Origin of the sequence: Pseudomonas sp. TH21, from assembly GCF_016651025.1 — a bacterium.
In the GTDB taxonomy this organism is placed as follows: Bacteria; Pseudomonadota; Gammaproteobacteria; order Pseudomonadales; family Pseudomonadaceae; genus Aquipseudomonas; species Aquipseudomonas aylmerensis.
The window spans coordinates 4404258-4420990 of sequence record NZ_JAEKEQ010000001.1 but is presented as its reverse complement, the minus strand read 5'-3'; the positions used below and the strand labels follow the sequence as shown (position 1 = coordinate 4420990).

12 protein-coding genes are annotated in these 16733 nt (G+C 63.8%); 9 read left to right on the top strand and 3 right to left on the bottom strand.

The genetic code is table 11. The annotated features are described in order from the left end of the window. Window positions 1-16: 16 nt before the first annotated feature. A complete protein-coding gene (locus tag JFU04_RS19345; RefSeq protein WP_120449153.1) occupies window positions 17-1372 on the top strand; it encodes an LLM class flavin-dependent oxidoreductase in 1356 nt (451 codons plus the stop codon). A gap of 521 nt (window positions 1373-1893) precedes the next feature. On the opposite strand, the gene JFU04_RS19340 is transcribed toward JFU04_RS19345, so the two are convergent. Together JFU04_RS19340 and JFU04_RS30320 are read right to left on the bottom strand one after the other, a co-directional pair. Continuing rightward, complete coding sequence (locus tag JFU04_RS19340) at window positions 1894-2730, bottom strand: IS3 family transposase (RefSeq protein WP_065899479.1); 837 nt, start codon at window positions 2728-2730, stop codon at window positions 1894-1896. Beyond that, a complete protein-coding gene (locus tag JFU04_RS30320; protein ID WP_065899480.1) occupies window positions 2727-3029 on the bottom strand; it encodes an IS3 family transposase in 303 nt (100 codons plus the stop codon). The genes JFU04_RS19340 and JFU04_RS30320 overlap by 4 nt, the downstream gene beginning before the upstream one ends. Window positions 3030-4477: 1448 nt before the next feature. On the opposite strand from JFU04_RS30320, the gene JFU04_RS19335 reads away from it, so the two are divergent. Genes JFU04_RS19335 through JFU04_RS19300 form a run of 8 tightly spaced genes read left to right on the top strand, consistent with a single transcriptional unit; the run spans window position 4478 to window position 15158 of the window. Next, entirely contained in the window at window positions 4478-5311 is an 834-nt protein-coding gene (locus JFU04_RS19335) for a class II aldolase/adducin family protein (protein WP_106803225.1), read from the top strand. 10 nt (window positions 5312-5321) lie between these two features. Beyond that, the gene (locus JFU04_RS19330) at window positions 5322-6278 is read left to right on the top strand and encodes an ABC transporter substrate-binding protein (protein WP_201145410.1); all 957 of its coding nucleotides are present in this window, start codon (window positions 5322-5324) and stop codon (window positions 6276-6278) included. A gap of 6 nt (window positions 6279-6284) precedes the next feature. Next, on the top strand, window positions 6285-8729 hold the full coding sequence (locus tag JFU04_RS19325) for a TonB-dependent receptor plug domain-containing protein (protein ID WP_120449141.1): 2445 nt from the start codon (window positions 6285-6287) through the stop codon (window positions 8727-8729). Window positions 8730-8742: 13 nt separating this feature from the next. Next, window positions 8743-10086 (top strand): LLM class flavin-dependent oxidoreductase, encoded by a 1344-nt coding sequence (locus JFU04_RS19320; protein ID WP_106803228.1) that lies wholly within the window; start codon window positions 8743-8745, stop codon window positions 10084-10086. Then, the gene (locus tag JFU04_RS19315) at window positions 10083-11657 is read left to right on the top strand and encodes an ABC transporter substrate-binding protein (protein WP_201145409.1); all 1575 of its coding nucleotides are present in this window, start codon (window positions 10083-10085) and stop codon (window positions 11655-11657) included. Before JFU04_RS19320 ends, JFU04_RS19315 begins: the two co-directional genes overlap by 4 nt. Beyond that, the gene (locus tag JFU04_RS19310) at window positions 11654-12604 is read left to right on the top strand and encodes an ABC transporter permease (protein ID WP_106803230.1); all 951 of its coding nucleotides are present in this window, start codon (window positions 11654-11656) and stop codon (window positions 12602-12604) included. Before JFU04_RS19315 ends, JFU04_RS19310 begins: the two co-directional genes overlap by 4 nt. After that, window positions 12601-13455 carry an ABC transporter permease gene (locus tag JFU04_RS19305; protein WP_106803231.1) on the top strand — a complete coding sequence of 285 codons (855 nt, stop codon included), beginning with the start codon at window positions 12601-12603 and terminating at the stop codon, window positions 13453-13455. Before JFU04_RS19310 ends, JFU04_RS19305 begins: the two co-directional genes overlap by 4 nt. After that, window positions 13452-15158 (top strand): dipeptide ABC transporter ATP-binding protein, encoded by a 1707-nt coding sequence (locus tag JFU04_RS19300; RefSeq protein WP_201145408.1) that lies wholly within the window; start codon window positions 13452-13454, stop codon window positions 15156-15158. Before JFU04_RS19305 ends, JFU04_RS19300 begins: the two co-directional genes overlap by 4 nt. Here JFU04_RS19300 and JFU04_RS19295 read toward each other — a convergent pair. Next, the gene (locus JFU04_RS19295) at window positions 15155-16729 is read right to left on the bottom strand and encodes an alkaline phosphatase D family protein (RefSeq protein ID WP_201145407.1); all 1575 of its coding nucleotides are present in this window, start codon (window positions 16727-16729) and stop codon (window positions 15155-15157) included. The genes JFU04_RS19300 and JFU04_RS19295 overlap by 4 nt on opposite strands. Between the last annotated feature and the right edge of the window lie 4 nt (window positions 16730-16733).

Below are 16733 nucleotides of genomic sequence, written 5' to 3'. Positions count from 1 at the left end.
AACCAGGAGACCTCCCATGTCCACAGCACCGCGGCAACTCAAATTCGGCGCCATCCTCACCGGTGTTGGCACCGCGCAAAACGAATGGCTGCACCCGCAGATCCCAGGCGATGCCAGTGTCGATATCGACTGGTACCGTGCCCAGGCGCGGCAGGCGGAAGCGGCCAAGTTCGACCTGGTCTTCATCGTCGACAGCCCCTACATCACTGCGGATTCGGCGCCGCATTTTCTCAACCGCCTGGAGCCGCTGACCCTGCTCTCGGCCATCGCCGGGGCGACCTCGAAGATCGGCCTGGTGGCGACGTTGACCACCTCCTATACCGAACCTTTCAACGTCGCGCGGCAGTTCGCCTCGCTGGACCTGATCAGCGGCGGGCGTGCTGGCTGGAACGTAGTCACCACTGGCCTTGAAGGCGCGGCTGGCAACTTTGGTCGTGAACAGCATATCGACCATACCGAGCGCTACCGCCGCGCGGCCGAACACCTGGAGGTGGTGCAAGGCCTGTGGGACTCCTACGAGGACGATGCCTTCGTGCGCGACAAAGCCAGCAAGGTCTTCCTCGATCCGCAGCGCCAGCATCGTCTCGACCACCATGGCGAGTTTTTCTCGGTGACCGGGCCGCTGAATATCCAGCGTTCGGCGCAGGGTCAGCCGGTGATTTTCCAGGCGGGCATCTCCGAGTCCGGGCGCAGCCTGGCGGCCAATTATGCCGAGGGGATTTTTGCCGGCGTGGGTAACTTCGAGGACGCCCAGGCCTACTACAGCGACATCAAGCGACGCACCGCAGCGGCGGGGCGCAACCCTGACCACGTGACCATCCTGCCGGGCATTTCGCCGATCATTGCCGACACCGACGAGGAGGCCCAGGCCATCGACCGCGCGCGCAATGGCGAGTTGGACCTGGACAAGGCGCTGGTACAACTGGGGCGGCCGTTCAACTACCACGACTTCAGCCAGTACCCGCTCGACGAACCTTTTCCGGAACTGGGCGACCTGGGCAGCAACGGCTATCGCGGGCATGCCGAGAACATCAAGCAAGTGGCCCGCGACCAGAAGCTGACCCTGCGCCAGGCGGCGCTACGTTTTGCCAAGCCGTTTTCGAGTTTCGTCGGCTCGCCGAAGACCGTGGCGGATGAGATCGAACGCTGGTTTGTGGAGGGCGCGGTGGATGGTTTCAACATCCACGTGGGCGCGCCGGATGACTTTGCGCGGTTTACCGATCAGGTGTTGCCGCTGTTGCGTGAGCGTGGGTTGTTTCGCCATGAGTACAGCCACGACACTTTGCGTGGGCACCTGGGCTTGCCGGTGCCGGTGAATCGCCACACGGCGGCGCGGGTGACGGATGAGGTTTTGAGGGTTGTTGGGGCTTAGATTGTGTGGGGATCCGTTGTTGGGTAATGGCTGCAATGGGTTCCGCCCTTACGGCGGGTCACTTTTGGAAAAGAGCCCCAAAAGTAACCAAAAGGGCTCTTGCCCCAACACTCGGCACCTCGCCTAGGCTCGGTGTGCCCGCACGCAGGCTTGAATCCGTGGGCCGCCGCAATGGGCCATCCCTGGCCCAGTGCGGCTAACCCGGCGTCCTGCCGGGTTACCCACGGATTCAAACCTGCGTGCGGCCAGCGTGTTTAATGGGGCGCCTCAGATCAAGATCAAAAGCGGCTCGCTTCGCATCGTGGGTGCGCTTTTTGCTCTCTGCGGGAGCCGGTTTGCCGGCGAAAAAATGTGATAACGCCGCGTACATTCTGATATTTCCGCGTCATCGTTAACGACCATCGCAGGCAAGCCAGCTCCCACATTTGATCTCCATATACCCGGGTGCCTGAGCCATACCTTGAACCCCCTGTGGGAGCGGGCTTGAACTGGTCAAGTAATCTTGGACACCGATTAAGGTTTCACGCCACCAGCTTCTCCCTGGCGACTGGTGACCGATAGTCGTTGTAGCTATGCGGCCTGGTGATGTTGTAGCGCGATACATAGCGCTGCACATCCGCTCGGGCCTCATGTTCCGACCCGTAGCCTGCTTCTGGCACCCACTCTGATTTCAAACTTCCAAAGAAACGCTCCATCGGAGCGTTATCCCAGCATTCGCCTTTACGGCTCATGCTTTGTCGGAGTCCATGTTCCAGCAGTTCATTTCTGAATTTATGGCTGGTGTACTGGCAACCTTGGTCGGAGTGAAACAGTACGTCTTTTGGGCGACCGCGCAGTTCAATCGCCATGCGCAGGGCTTCGCAGGTCAGCGTGGCATCAGAGATCATCGAAAACGACCAGCCCACAATCCGGCGAGCGAACAAGTCCAGAACCGCCGCGAAATACAGCCAACGCTTGCCGACTTTGATGTACGTCACGTCCCCACACCACACCTGATTGACCGTCGCAACATCAAACTTGCGTTTGAGCACATGCGGTGCCACCAAAGCCTCCACGCCAGGTGACTTGTACTTATGGCGCCGGCGTTGACGGCTGACAATGCCTGCTTCTCGCATCAAGCTGCGAGCCATGAACCGCCCGACATCATGCCCGCCGGCTTGCAGCTGTTTAGCCAAGGTACGAGCGCCCGCAGACTCTCTCGACGCCCTGTGGTGCTTGACCAGCATAGCCTTGAGTTTCTCTCGCTTAGGGCTCACCTTGCCTTGGCGCTGACGCCATGCGTAAAAGCTACTGCGGTTTATTCCGAACACACGACAGCAATCGTTAACGCCGTACTGCTCGCCCAGCTCACAGATCAACGAGAGTGATCTTTGGCGTCCAAAAGCAGGAGAGCACTGGCCTTTTTTAGGATTTCGATATCCCGGTCTCTTTGCCTGAGCAAGGCTTTAAGTTCCTGGATCTCTCGCTGATCCGCGGTAATCGCCTTGGCTCCCACCGGAGTCGAGCCCAAGCGTTCCTTGCGAACTTGATCGACCCAGCGGCGCAAGGCCGTAGGGCCAATATCCAAGCTGGCACAGACCTCGGGAACCGACTGCCCCTCGTCCAGCACCATGCTGGCAGCCTTGAGTTTGAACTCACATGAATAAGATTTACGCATATCCAAACACCTCAGATTTGGACGCCATCATAGCGCCCGATTGAGGTGTCCAAAATCATTAGGCCAGTTCAGCTTGCCCGCGAAGGCGGTGTGTCAGTTGATGCATTCGCTGCCTGACCCACCGCCTTCGCAGGCAAGCCAGCTCCCACAATCGATCTCCATATATTCGGGTGCCTGAGCCATACCTTGAGCCCCCTGTGGGAGCTGGCTTGCCCGCGAAGGCGGCTTGTCAGTTGATGCATTGTTGCCTGACCCACCGCCTTCGCAGGCAAGCCAGCTCCCACATTTGATCTCCATACACCCAGGTGCCTGAGCCATACCTTGAGCCCCCTGTGGGAGCGCGCTTGTTCGCGAAGGCGGTGTGTCAGTTGATGCATCAGGTGCCTGACACACTGCTTTCGCAGGCAAGCCAGCTCCCACATTTGATCTCCATATGCCCGGTTGCCTGAGCCATACCTTGGGCCCCCTGTGGGAGCGGGCTTGCTCGCGAAGGCGGTGTGTCAGTTGATGCATCAGGTGCCTGACACACTGCTTTCGCAGGCAAGCCAGCTCCCACATTTGATCTCTATACACCCGGGGGCCTGAGCCATACCTTGAACCCCCTGTGGGAGCGGGCTTGCCCGCGAAGGCGGTGTGTCAGTTAATGCATTCGCTGCCTGACCCACCGCCTTCGCAGGCAAACCAGCTCCCACATTTGATCTCCATATACCCGGGTGCCTGAGCCATACCTTGAGCCCCTGTGGGAGCAGGCAGCCAGCTCCTACACATATCCGCTCTTGATCTAACCACTCAGGCCGGCTACCAGGCCGCCGTGCTTTTGCTTTTGATCTTGATCTTGATCTTGATCTAGGCGCCCCATCAAACACGCTGGCCGGAATTCGATATTGATTTGGGGGGTAAACCGGCAGGGATGCCGGTTTAGCCGCCCCGCGCCATGGATGGCGCGTGGCGGCGGCCCCCCAAATCAATGTCGGATTACGGGCACACCGAGCCTAGGCGAGGTGCCGAGTGTTGGGGCAAGAGCCTTTTTGGTTACTTTTGGGGCTCTTTTCCAAAAGTGACCCGCTGTAAGAGCGGAACCATAGTCGACCATAACCCAAATAACGGATATGCCCCCGATCCCCCCATCCCCCCCAAACCCCAAAAAATGCAATTAACTGATCATCACCAACCAGCATATTAAAAAAAGCTGATTATTAGCATATGACTACAAAGCCTTTTACAGACGTTTCTTAGACGAATACCTTTCAACCCAGCGACAACACACTCGACCCGACCCCTCGCATGGTGGAGGTGAGCACCGACTATACCCACCTGCGAGGGCCCCCCTGATCATGACGACCTGACCACACTTCCCGCCGCCACACCGTCCTTGCGTTTTCACTGCCGGCCCTGCCGAGCCACGGATTCGCTCGCCTATAAAAACTGCCTGATCAGGGGTTGCCTGTATGAGTCATTCCACACTGTTCCCACAAACCATCTACACCTTGCCCTACGACAATAATCGCCTGGCGCTGGGCGCCGTACCCACCCATGACGACCCGCTGCAAGAGCGCCTGCACCGCAAGCAACGCCTGGCCGCCGCCTATCGCCTGTTCGGCCGCCTGGGTTTCGAGGTAGGCGTGGCGGGACATTTCACCGCCCGCGACCCGGTCCATCCCGAGCAGTACTGGATCAACCCGCTGGGCGTGCCGTTCTCGCAGATCACCGTGTCGCACTTGTTGCGCGTCGATGGCAATGGCCAAGTGGTGGAAGGCGAGGGCCTGCTGAATACCAGCGCCCTGGAACTGCACCACGACCTGCAACAGGCGCGCCCGGACGTAGTCGGCATTGCGCACTTTCATGGTTTTCATGGCCGCGTCTGGTCGTCGTTGGGCCAGCTGTTCGAGCCGATCACCGCCGAGTCCGGCGCCTTCCTCAATGACCAGGTGATCTTCCCGCGTCACGCCCTGCGCACCGCCAGTGGCGCGCTGGAACAGGACCGCAACATCGTCAGCCAGGCGTTCGTCGAGACCTTCGCCCAGAACAACCTGCTGGTGTGGCAGAACCATGGCCTGTGGGTCACCGGCGCGACGGTGGAAAGCGCCGCCTGGCGGTTCATCCTCGCCGAAGACACCGCCCGCGTGCACCTGGCCGCGCGGTCGGCCGGGCAGCCGCTGGTGCCGCCGGCGGACGCCTTGGAAGGTGGCATCGACAAGGCCCGCCACGAGTTCTTCGCCTGGCTCAACTTCCTGCCGCTGTGGGACCAGATCCGCACCGAAGAACCCGACCTGCTCGACTGAGGCACCTGCCATGCACACCCTGACTCGTCGGCAATTACTGTTGGCTGGCGGCACCCTCGCGGCTGGCGCCCTGCTGGGCGCCCAGGCTGCCGAACCCTTGCGCGTGTGGCGCTACAAGGGCACCGCCGCGTCGTTTCTGGCCGACGCCGGCCAGGCCGACACGCCGTACCCGGTGGAATGGGTGGATGTCAGCGGCGGCAACCTGGTACTCGAAGCCCTGAGCAGCGGCCACCTGGACTACGCGTTCATGAGCGAGATCCCGCCGATCTTCGCCTCGATCGCCAAGGTGCCGATTGCACTGGTGGCCCAGTACGCAGGCGACCGCAACGACACGAGTCTGGTGGTGAAAAAAGGCGCTGGCATCCGCACGGTCCAGGACCTCAAGGGTAAGACCATCAGCTACGTACGGGCCACCAACACTCACTACTTTGTGCTGAACATGCTCGCGCAGAACGGCCTGTCCCTGGCCGATGTGACGGCGGTACCGCTGCCGATGCAGGACGCGCTCACCGCGTTTCGCAACGGCCATGTGGATGCCATCGCCACCGGCGGCATCAGCGCGCTGCAAGCCACCAGCCAGATGGACGGCGAACTGCTGGCGGACGTCAGCCGCTACTACTCCGGCAACTACGTGATTGCGACCACGCAACAGGTATTGGCCAACCCTCAACGCCGCAGCCAGGTAGGCGATTTCTTGCGGCGTGAGCAAGCCACCTGGGCCTGGGTCAACGCCCATCCCGAACGCTGGGCCGAGCGCAGTGAAGCGCTGACCGGCATCGATCGTGCCCTGTACCTGCGCCAGTTCCAGCAGCGCAGCCGGCCGGGCCGCCTGCAAGGCATCGATGCCGACGCCATGACCTCCCAGCAGCAGGTGGCCGACCTGTTTTATGCCAACCATTTGATCAGCCAGAGCGTCGATGCACGAGCGCTGTGGCGTGACGACTTCAACCCTATTCTGAACAGTTGACCTGCCATGAAACCCATTGCCTACCGTTCCACCCTGCAACTCGCTCCCTTGATATTCGCCGGCTTTTCCATGCTGCCAGCCTACGCCGCCACCAGCGATGACACGCTCGACACGGTGATCGTCACCGGCTCGCGCGGCAGCGAGGCGCGCACCGTCACCAGCAGCCCGTCGCCGATCGATGTGATCAGCGCCCAGCAACTGGAGAAAACCGGTTCCAGCAGCCTGCGGACCGCGTTGCAGAAAACCCTGCCGTCGTTTTCCCAGCGGCCTTCGGGCACGTCCAACGACAGCATCGCGCGGCCCTACAGCCTGCGCGGCCTCAACGGTTCCAACGTGCTGGTGCTGGTCAACGGCAAGCGCCGCCACAACAGCGCGGTGATCAACCTCGACTCCACGGCGGCCTACGGCACCAACCCGGTGGACCTGGACATGATCCCGGTCAGCGCCATCGACCATATCGAGGTGCTGCGCGACGGCGCCTCGGCGCAGTACGGCTCGGACGCGATTGCCGGGGTGATCAACATCATCCTCAAGCAGAACGACAACGGTGGCTCGGTCAGCACCTCCTATGGCGAGTACACCAAGGGCGACGGCGGCACGATTCGCCAGACCCTGAACAACGGTTTCGCGCTGCCCAACGACGGCTTTTTCAACCTGTCGCTGGACGCCAAGTCCCAGCAGACCGCCGTGCGTGCCCGCGATGCTACGGGCGCGTTCTACTACCCGCAGGCCAACGGCTCACCGGACCCGCGCGAGGCCAACGACAAGGACGTGCAGAAAAACGGCCTGCCGAAAATCAAGGCGATCAACGTCGCCTACAACGCCGAACTGCCCCTGGACGACGTGACCCTGTACTCGTTCTCGACCCTCAGCCAGCGCGACGCGCGGGGCGGGCAGAACTACCGGCGGCCCAACTCCACCAACATCATCCCCTCGATTTACCCCGACGGTACGGCGCCGTTCTACACCCTGCGCGAAACCGACTACCAGGTCGCGGCTGGCGGCAAGGGCAAGATCGCCGAGTGGAACTGGGACTTGAGTTCGACCTTTGGCCGCGACAAGGGCGTGGCCGGCGCCGACGAGACCCTCAACGCCTCGCTCGGCCCGTCGAGCCCCACGCACTTCACCACCTACACCAACTATTTTGACCAGTGGACCAACAACCTCGACCTGACCCGCGCCTTCGACATCGGCCTGAGCAAGCCGCTGCAAGTCTCGGCCGGCCTCGAGCATCGGCATGAGCGCTACAAGACCGAGTCGGGCAACCCGCTGTCTTACATCAACGGCGGCTATGTCTACCCCAGCGGTCCGCTGGCCGGGCAACCCGGCGCGGTGGGCGCCCAGGGCGCAATCACCCTGACCCCGGATGACGAAGGCCAGGCCAGTCGCAACAGCTACGCCAGCTACCTGGATGTGGGCCTCAACCCCACCGAGAAACTCTATGTGGGCGTGGCCGGGCGCTTCGAGCATTACGACGACAGCTCAGGCAACACCAGCAGCGGCAAGCTCTCGTTGCGCTATGACTTCACCCCTGAATTCGCCTTGCGCGGCACCCTCAGCAACGGCTTTCGCGCGCCGTCGCTGTCGCAATCGGTGTATGCGCAGACTGCCAACCAATACACCACCGTCAATGGCGTGGCGCAGTTCGTCGAGGCCAAGTCGGTGCGGGTCGATTCGCCGCTGGCCCAGGCGCTTGGCGCAGAGGATCTGAAGCCGGAGAAGTCGCGCAATATCAGCCTCGGCTTCGCCTACAAGCCGGTGCCCGAAGCGAATATCACTGTGGACGCCTATCAGATCGAGATCAGCGACCGCATCGCCCAGACGGGTTTCCTCTACGGCAGTGGTGTCGACCAGATCCTGCAGGCCAACGGCTTCCGCCCTGGCTACCGGGTCAAGTACTTCACCAACGCTGCCGACACCACCACGCGCGGCATCGACCTGGTCACCGACTACCGCGTCGATTACGGCGCCTTCGGCACCGTCAAATATGGCGTGGCGGCCAACTACAACAAGACCACGATCGACAGCATCAAGTCGACGCCCGCCGCACTCACCGCCGTGGGCAGCAACCTGGCGCTGTTCGACCGCGTTGCCCAGGGATACCTGACCGTGGCCAACCCCAAGACCAAGCTGATCCTCAGCGCCAACTGGAAGGTCGACAAGTTTGACATCAACGCCGGCCTGACCCGCTACGACAAGGTCATCGCCCGTGACACCAACCCGGCCTATGACGTGACCTACGGCGCCAAGTGGCTCACCGACCTGGAGGTGGCCTACAACCTCACCAAGGACCTGAACCTGGCGGTGGGCGCCAACAACCTGCTCAACGTCAAGGCCGACAACAACGCGTTCCCCCAAGGCGATATCAACGGGTTCCCCAAGTTCGGCAGCATCTCGCCGTTCGATCCCTACGGTGCGTTCTGGTACACCCGCGCGACCTACACCTTCTGATGAGGACTGCGACATGAGCCAACAAGAACGACAGATACTGCTCGGCGCCTTCATTCCGAGTGCCGGGATCATGGGGTCGGCCTGGCGCCACCCGAGTGCCGCCGCCGACTCGTTCCGCGATTTCGAGCACTTTCGCTGGATCGCCGAAAAGCTTGAAGCGGCGCGTTTTCATGCGTTGTTTTTCAACGACACGGTGAACGTCGACCTCGACCCCCTGGCCCTGGCGCGCGGCCCCAACAGCGTGCGCTGGGACCCGCTGGTGCTGTTGCCGGCGCTGGCCCTGGCGACGCGGCATATCGGCCTGATCGCCACCGCCAGCACCACCTACAACGAGCCGTACAACATTGCGCGCAAGTTCGCCAACATCGATCACCTCAGCGGTGGCCGGGTCGGCTGGAACCTGGTGACCTCACTGGGCGGTGGCGAGAATTTCAACCGCGACGACCACATCAAGCACGCCGACCGCTATGAGCGCGCCGAAGAGTTCTACGACGTGGTCACCGGCTTGTGGGACAGCTGGGCCGACGATGCATTTATCCAGGACAAGGCGTCCGGGCAATGGTTGGATACCGACAAGCTGCACGTGCTCAACCACCACGGCAAATACTTCCAGGTGCAGGGCCCGCTCAACGCCGCACGCCCGGTGCAGGGCTACCCGGTGATTGCCCAGGCCGGCTCCTCCGATGCCGGCCGGCGCTTGGCGGCGCGGGCCGGGGAGTTGATCTTTACCGCCCAGCACACCGTGGAGCAGGGCCAGGCGTTCTACCGTGAAATCAAACACACCGCTGCCGGTTTGGGGCGCAACCCCGAGCACCTGAAAGTACTGCCGGGCGTCTCCACCGTGATCGGCCGTACCCAGGCCGAAGCCCAGGCCAAATACGATCAACTGCAGGAGCTGCAGGACCCGAAGGCGTTCCTCAGTTCGATCTCGCGCTTTACCAGTCTGGGTTTCGATTTGTCGGAGCTGCCGTTCGATTCATTGGTGCCGCTGCCGCCCGAGCAGTTCGACACCAACACCCACAAGAGCCGGCAGAAGCTGGTGTTTGACCTGATCCGCCGCGAGCGTCCGACCGTGCGTGAGCTGTTCAACAAGCTCACCGCCGGTGGGCATCGGATCCTGATCGGCACGCCCGAAAGTGTGGCGGATGACTTCCAGGAATGGTTCGAAAGTGGTGCTGCCGATGGCTTCAACGTGATGTTCTCCGGGTTGCACCAGGGCATCGCCGATTTTGCCGATGGCGTGGTGCCGCAGCTGCAGCGCCGCGGTTTGTTCCGCCAGGAATACCAGGGCCAGACCCTGCGCGAAAACCTCGGCTTGCCGTATATCGCCAACCGTCGTCAGGGAGCGCGTTCATGAAGCCGTATTCAGTCGCACTGTTGGCGCTGCTGCTGGCCGGGTGTGGCGGCCCGTCCGGCGAGGTCAGCCAGGCCGACCCGTCCAAGCCCCACAGCGGCGGCACTCTGCGCGTGGCCCTGGACGGCGATCCGCAGTGCGTCGACCCGCAGCAGGCAGGCAATAACACCGCGCTGAACGTCGGGCGGCAATTGGTGGACTCCCTCACCGACCAGGACCCGGTCACCGGCGCCATCGTGCCGTGGCTGGCCGAGCGCTGGGAGGTGGATGCGGATTCGCGGCGCTTCACCTTTGTGCTGCGCCAGGGCGCGACCTTCAGCGACGGCGCGGCGGTGGACGCTGCGGCGGTCAAGGCCAACCTGGAAGGCATCCTGGCCCTGGGCGCGCGCTCGATCCTCGGCTCGACCTACCTGGCCGGGCTCAAGCGCATCGACACCCCGGACAGCCACACGGTGGTGGTCGAGTTCGAGCAGTCCAACGCGCAATTCCTGCAAGCCACCTCGACCATGACCCTGGGACTGTTGTCGCCCGCCAACCTGGCGTTGTCGTCAGGCGAGCGCTGCCAGGGCCAGTTGGTCGGCTCGGGGCCGTTTGTACTGAAGTCATTCGTGCATAACCAGAAAGTGTCGCTGAGCCGGCGCGAGGACTACGCCTGGGGTTCTTCCTTGGCGGCCCACACGGGCAAGGCCTGGCTCGACGGCATCGAGTTCCTGATCATTCCCGAATCCGGCGTGCGCCTGGGCAGCCTGGCGTCCGCGCAGATCGAGGTGAACACCAGCGTCGCGCCACAGGATGAACCGGGCATCGAAGGCCAGGGCCTGGTGCTGTTGACCCGGGCCAATCCCGGCGTGGTGTTCAACCTGGCGCTGAATGAATCGACGCCGCTGTTCGCCGATATCAAGGTGCGCCAGGCGCTGAACAAGGCAATCAACCGGGCCGAGTTGCAGCGCATCATTTCCCGCTACCAGAAACCCGCCACCGCCTTGCTCGCCACCAGCACGCCGCTGTACCGCGACTTTTCCAGCCTGTTGGCCTATGACCCGGACGGCGCGCGCCGGCTGTTGGACGAGGCCGGCTGGCAAGTGGGCGCGGATGGCGTGCGGGTCAAGGACGGCAAGCGCCTGGCGTTTCGCCTGGACTACTGGCAGCAGACGCCCATCCTGGAGCTGGTACAGCAGCAATTGAAGGGCGTGGGCATCGACTTCCAACTGAATAAATCCACCATCAGCCAGGTCACGGCGATCCAGGCCGGTGGGGATTTCAGCGTGCGTTTTCTCAACCTGACCCGCGCCGACCCGGACGTGCTGCGTACCGTGTATGACGCCCGGGGCTACAACATCAACAAGCGCGAACCGGGGGAGGTGGACCGGCTGTTGAGCGAGTCGTCCAAGACCCTCGACAGCGCCAAGCGCCAGGGGCTGATCGACCAGGCCAGCGAGTTGCTGCTGCGTGACGGTCATGCGATTGCCCTGGTGGAGCTGGCGACGGTGCTGGCCCACGGCAAGAAGGTCCAGGGCCTCCATTACGAAGCGTCCTCGCGGCTGCAGTTCTTCGACACCTGGTTGCAGCCATGAGGGGCACCGCGCTGTACCTGTTGGGCCGTGGCGGCCAGGCGTTGCTGGTGCTGTGGGCGGCGTTCAGCCTGTCATTCGTGATTCTGTACGCACTGCCCAGCGACCCGGTGAGCATCATGCTCAACCAGAGCGGCGAGCAGAGCACCGTCAACCAGCAGCAAGTCGCGGCGCTACGCGCGCAGTACCACCTCGACGAGCCGCTGGCGGTGCAGTACGGCATTGCCCTGTGGCATGCCGTGCAGCTGGATTTCGGCAACTCGATCCAGAGTGGCCAGCCGGTATCGGCGTCATTGGCCGAGGCCTTGCCGAAGACAGCGGCCCTGGCGTTGGTGTCGCTGGCGGTGGCGCTGGTGCTGGGCGTGAGCCTCGCGCTGGTCGCCAGCCTGACCCGCCGGCGCTGGCTGCGCGACCTGTTGCTCGGGTTGCCGGCGGTGGCCGTGTCGTTGCCGACCTTCTGGGTGGGGCTGCTGCTGTTGCAGTGGTTTTCCTTCGGCTGGCACTGGTTTCCGGCGATGGGCAACCAGGGGTTTGCCTCACTGGTCCTGCCGACCCTGACACTCGCGATTCCGACCAGCGCGGTGATCGCCCAGGTACTGGCGCGCTCGTTGGCCGCCACCGCGCGCCTGCCATTCGTGGATGCACTGCGCGCCAAGGGCCTGAGCCCGCTGCGGGTGCTGTTGACCCATGTGCTGCACAACGCGGTGATCCCGATCCTCAGCTTGAGCGGGGTGATTGTCGGCTCGCTGCTGGCCGGCTCGGTGGTCACCGAAACCGTGTTCTCCCGTGAGGGCGTCGGCCGCCTGGCCCAGGGGGCGGTCAGCACCCAGGACATTCCGGTGGTACAGGGCGTGGTGGTGTTGGCGGCATTGATCTTTATCGCGGTCAACCTGCTAGTCGACCTGTTGTATCCGTTGCTCGACCCACGTATTCGCGGAGCCGCACGATGAGCCTTGCCTTGACCGCTGTTTTGCCGCGTCCGCACCACTTGCGCGCGTTGCGCCGCCGCCCGTTGCTGCCGCTGGGCGTGATCGTCCTGCTGCTGGTGTTGGGCTGGGCGTTGTGGCCGCAACTGTTCACGCATTTCGACCCGCTGCTCGGGATGCCGGCCAATGCCTTGCAGAGCCCGTCCCTGGTGCACTGGTTTGGCACCGACCACCTCGGCCGCGACCTCTATAGCCGTACGGTGTATGGCGCCGGGCTGTCGTTGCGCGCGACCTTGCTGGCGGTGCTGATTGCGCTGGTCAGCGGCATCCTCCTCGGGGTATTGGCGGGGTTCTTCGGCGGCTGGGTGGACGCGGTGCTGATGCGCCTGGTGGAAGTCTTGATGGCGATCCCGGCATTGCTGCTGGCCATGGCGGTGATCACGGTGCTGGGGTTTGGCACGCTGAACATCGCCCTGGCGGTGGGCCTGTCGTCGGTCGCGACCTTCGCGCGCCTGGTGCGCGGCGAAGTGTTGCGTTGGCGTGCGAGTACCTTTGTCGAGGCCGCATCGGCCTGTGGTGTCGGGCCGTGGACCATTATCGCGCGGCACATCCTGCCCCACGCCAGCGCGCCGGTGCTCGCGTTGGCCGCGCTGGAATTCGGCAGTGCGGTGCTGTCGGTCTCGGCCTTGAGTTTTCTTGGCTTTGGCGCGCCACCGCCGCAACCCGAATGGGGTTTGCTGGTGGCCGAAGGGCGCAACTTCATGATTGCCGCCTGGTGGTACACCAGCCTGCCGGGCCTGGTCGTGGCTGCGGTCGTGGTGTCGGCCAACCAACTGGCGCGGGCGTTGCAACAGGATCAAGGAGGCACACGATGACAGACCACCTTTTGCTCGACGTACGCGACCTGCGTATCGCCTATCACGGCCGCGATGGGCGCACCGAAGGCGTGGCGGGCATTGATTTCCAGCTCAAGGCCGGCGAGATCCTGGCGATTGTCGGCGAGTCCGGCTCGGGTAAATCGACCACGGCGGCGGCCTTGGTCGGCTTGCTGGCGGGCAACGCGCAGATCGAATCCGGCAGCATTCGCCTGGCAGGCGAGGAGTTGACCACTGCCAGCGAACGCCAGTGGCAAAGCATTCGCGGGCGCAGCGTGGGCTTTGTGCCGCAGGATCCGGGCTTGTCCCTCGACCCGGTCAAGCGCATCGGCCACCAACTGGTCGAGGCCCTGACCCTGCACGGCGTGCCCAAGCCGCTGGCGCGCCAGCGCAGCCTGGCACTGTTGCGCGAAGTCGGGCTGGCGGACGCCGAGCGTGTTGCTCGCGGTTATCCGCATCAACTCTCCGGCGGCATGCGCCAGCGCGTGCTGATCGCCATCGCCCTGGCCAATGACCCGCCGCTGGTGATCGCCGATGAGCCGACCAGCGCGCTGGATGTGGGCGTGCAGCGGCAGATTCTCGACCGCCTGCAAACCCTGGCCCGTGAACGTGGCACGGCGGTGTTGCTGATCACCCATGATCTGGGCGTGGCCCTCGATCGCGCCGACCGGCTGCTGGTGATGCACCAGGGGCGCATCGTCGAAACCGGCGATGCGCGTCGCGTCTTCGAGGCGCCGCAGCATGCCTACACCCGGCAGTTGCTGCAGGCGGCGCCAAGCTTGTTGGTGCAGCAACGCCGGCAGGTGAGTGCGCAGCGTGTGGAGGCCACGCCGCTGTTGACGGTGCAGGGGCTGCGCAAGGATTTCTCGACCTGGCGCCACCCGACACCGCTGGCGGTGGATGGCGTTTCATTCCATCTGCCGCGTCACGGCACCACCAGCCTGGTGGGGGAGTCGGGGTCGGGCAAGTCGACCACTGCGCGCCTGATTCTCGGGTTGGAGCGGCTGGACAGCGGTAGCGTGGTGTTCGATGGGCAGGACATCAGCCACGTGTCGCGCCGCGAGTGGCTGGCGTTGCGGCGGCAGATCCAGGTGGTTTACCAGAATCCCTATGCGTCGCTGAACCCACGGTTGAGCCTGGAGCAGATCATCAGTGAGCCGTTGCAGGCCTTTGCGTTGGGCGACAGCGCCTGGCGCCGCCAGCGCGCGGCGACCTTGCTGGAACAGGTCGAGTTGCCGGCGCGGTTGCTGGGGAGTCGGCCGGTGGAGTTGTCGGGCGGGCAGCGGCAGCGGGTGGCGATTGCACGGGCGTTGGCATTGGAGCCGCAGTTGCTGGTGCTGGATGAGGCGTTGTCGGCGCTGGATGCGTCGATTCAGGGACAGATTCTGACGTTGCTCGCGGACCTGCAAGAACGGCTGGGCTTGAGCTACCTGTTTATCTCCCATGATCTGGCGGTGGTGCGGCAGATTTCCGATCATGTGGTGGTGATGCAGGCGGGCAAGGTGGTGGAGCAGGGCGCTTGTGAACAGATTTTCACCGCGCCTGCCCATGACTACACCCGTAGCCTGCTGGCCGATATTCCCGGCCAGCACACCCCCTGCAGGCGCCGGCTGGCCGGCGATGAGGCGCCTTCTTTGAGCGTCAATTCGGCGACCGCCATCGCCGGCCAGCCGGCTCCTGCCAGGAGGGTGGTGCAGCTTTAGGCCTCGATAAGCTGCGGGCTGCCACTCTCCACGACAAAGTGCTTGAGCGTCGACACCGTGGCGTTGGGGTCCAGGCGATCGGAGATCGCCTGCATCTTCACCGCCAGGCGCTCCGGTGTCAGGTCCAGCGACAAATACCCACGGGGCCGACTGTCGTAAAAGCGGATCTGCGGATTGGCCGGCAATATGGACTGCACCGCCTCGTAGCTCGGCCCATTGGAGGTGATCGAGGTGCCGACAAACTCCGCCGCCACCAACTTCGAATCCGGATCCTCCGGCCGCTCATACAAATGGTTGGCCCAGAACGAGTGATAGTCCCCGCTCAATACCACCGGGTTCGCCACCCGGCTGTCACGCAGGTTGTCGATCAGCCGCCCGCGCGCCGCCTGGAAACCGTCCCAGCTGTCGGTCCAGTACCGCGCGCCATCGGTGCCCGGCCGTTCCGCCCGCAACGGCGCCACCAGCAGATCCTGGGCGAGCAGGTTCCAGCGGCTGTCGCTGCGGCGCAAACCGTCGTACAGCCAGCGTTCCTGCTCAAACCCCAGCAGCGTGCGCTTGGGATCGGAGAGGTCCACGCAGCTGCTCAGTTCCATATGGCCTTTGCCGAAATTCGGCGCCTGGTAGCACGGCTGGCGCGAGCGGTACTGGCGGCCATCGAGCACTGGGATCGCGGCGAGATCGCCATAGGTGAAACGCCGGTAAATCTGCGGGCTGCCATTGCTGCCCAGCGGCGGGCGCCGCAACGGCATGTTCTCCAGGAAGGCCTGGTACGCCGCCGCCCGGCGTTGCTGGAAGGCCGCGAGGGTCACGCCCGGATCCTTGGAGGACACGCCGGAGTAGTCGTCCTGCACCTCATGGTCGTCCCAGGTCGCGATCCACGGTGCAGCGGCGTGCAGCTGTTGCAGGTCCGGGTCGGTCTTGTGCAATGCGTAGCGGTACCGGTAGCCGGCCAGGTCGGTGGCTTCGGGGGCGCCGTATGAACGGGCCAGGCCCTGTGTGCCGGGGGCGTTGGTGTATTCGTAGATGTAGTCGCCGAGAAACAGCACCAGGTCGGGACGCTCGTCGGCCATGTGCCGATACGCACTGAACAGCCCACGCTCGTAATGGGCGCAGGAAGCGACGCCCAGGCGCAGGTGATCGACTTTGGCGTTCAGTGCCGGCAGGGTCAGGGCGCGGCCGGTCGGCCCGCGCTCGCCCAGGGCGATGAAGCGATACCAGTACTCGCGGCCCGGTTGCAGCCCGTGCAATTGCACGTGCACGGCGTGGCCGTTGATCGCCAGGGCCTGGGTGCGTCCGCGCTGGGCAATGCGCTGGAAGCGTTCATCCAGGCCGACTTCCCAGTCCACCGGGATGCTCGCCGGCAGCGCGTATTCATTGCCGGGAAACAGCGGCAGCGTGCTCAGTCGAGTCCAGATCACAAAGCCATCGGGCCAGGGATCGCCACTGGCAACCCCCAGCGTGAATGGCGTGGCGACATTCGCCAGCGCGCTGCCGTAACGCAACACCAGGGGCGCAGCCGCCGCCCCGGCCAGCAGGCGCAGGGCCTGGCGGCGGTTCAAATCAAAAGTCATGACA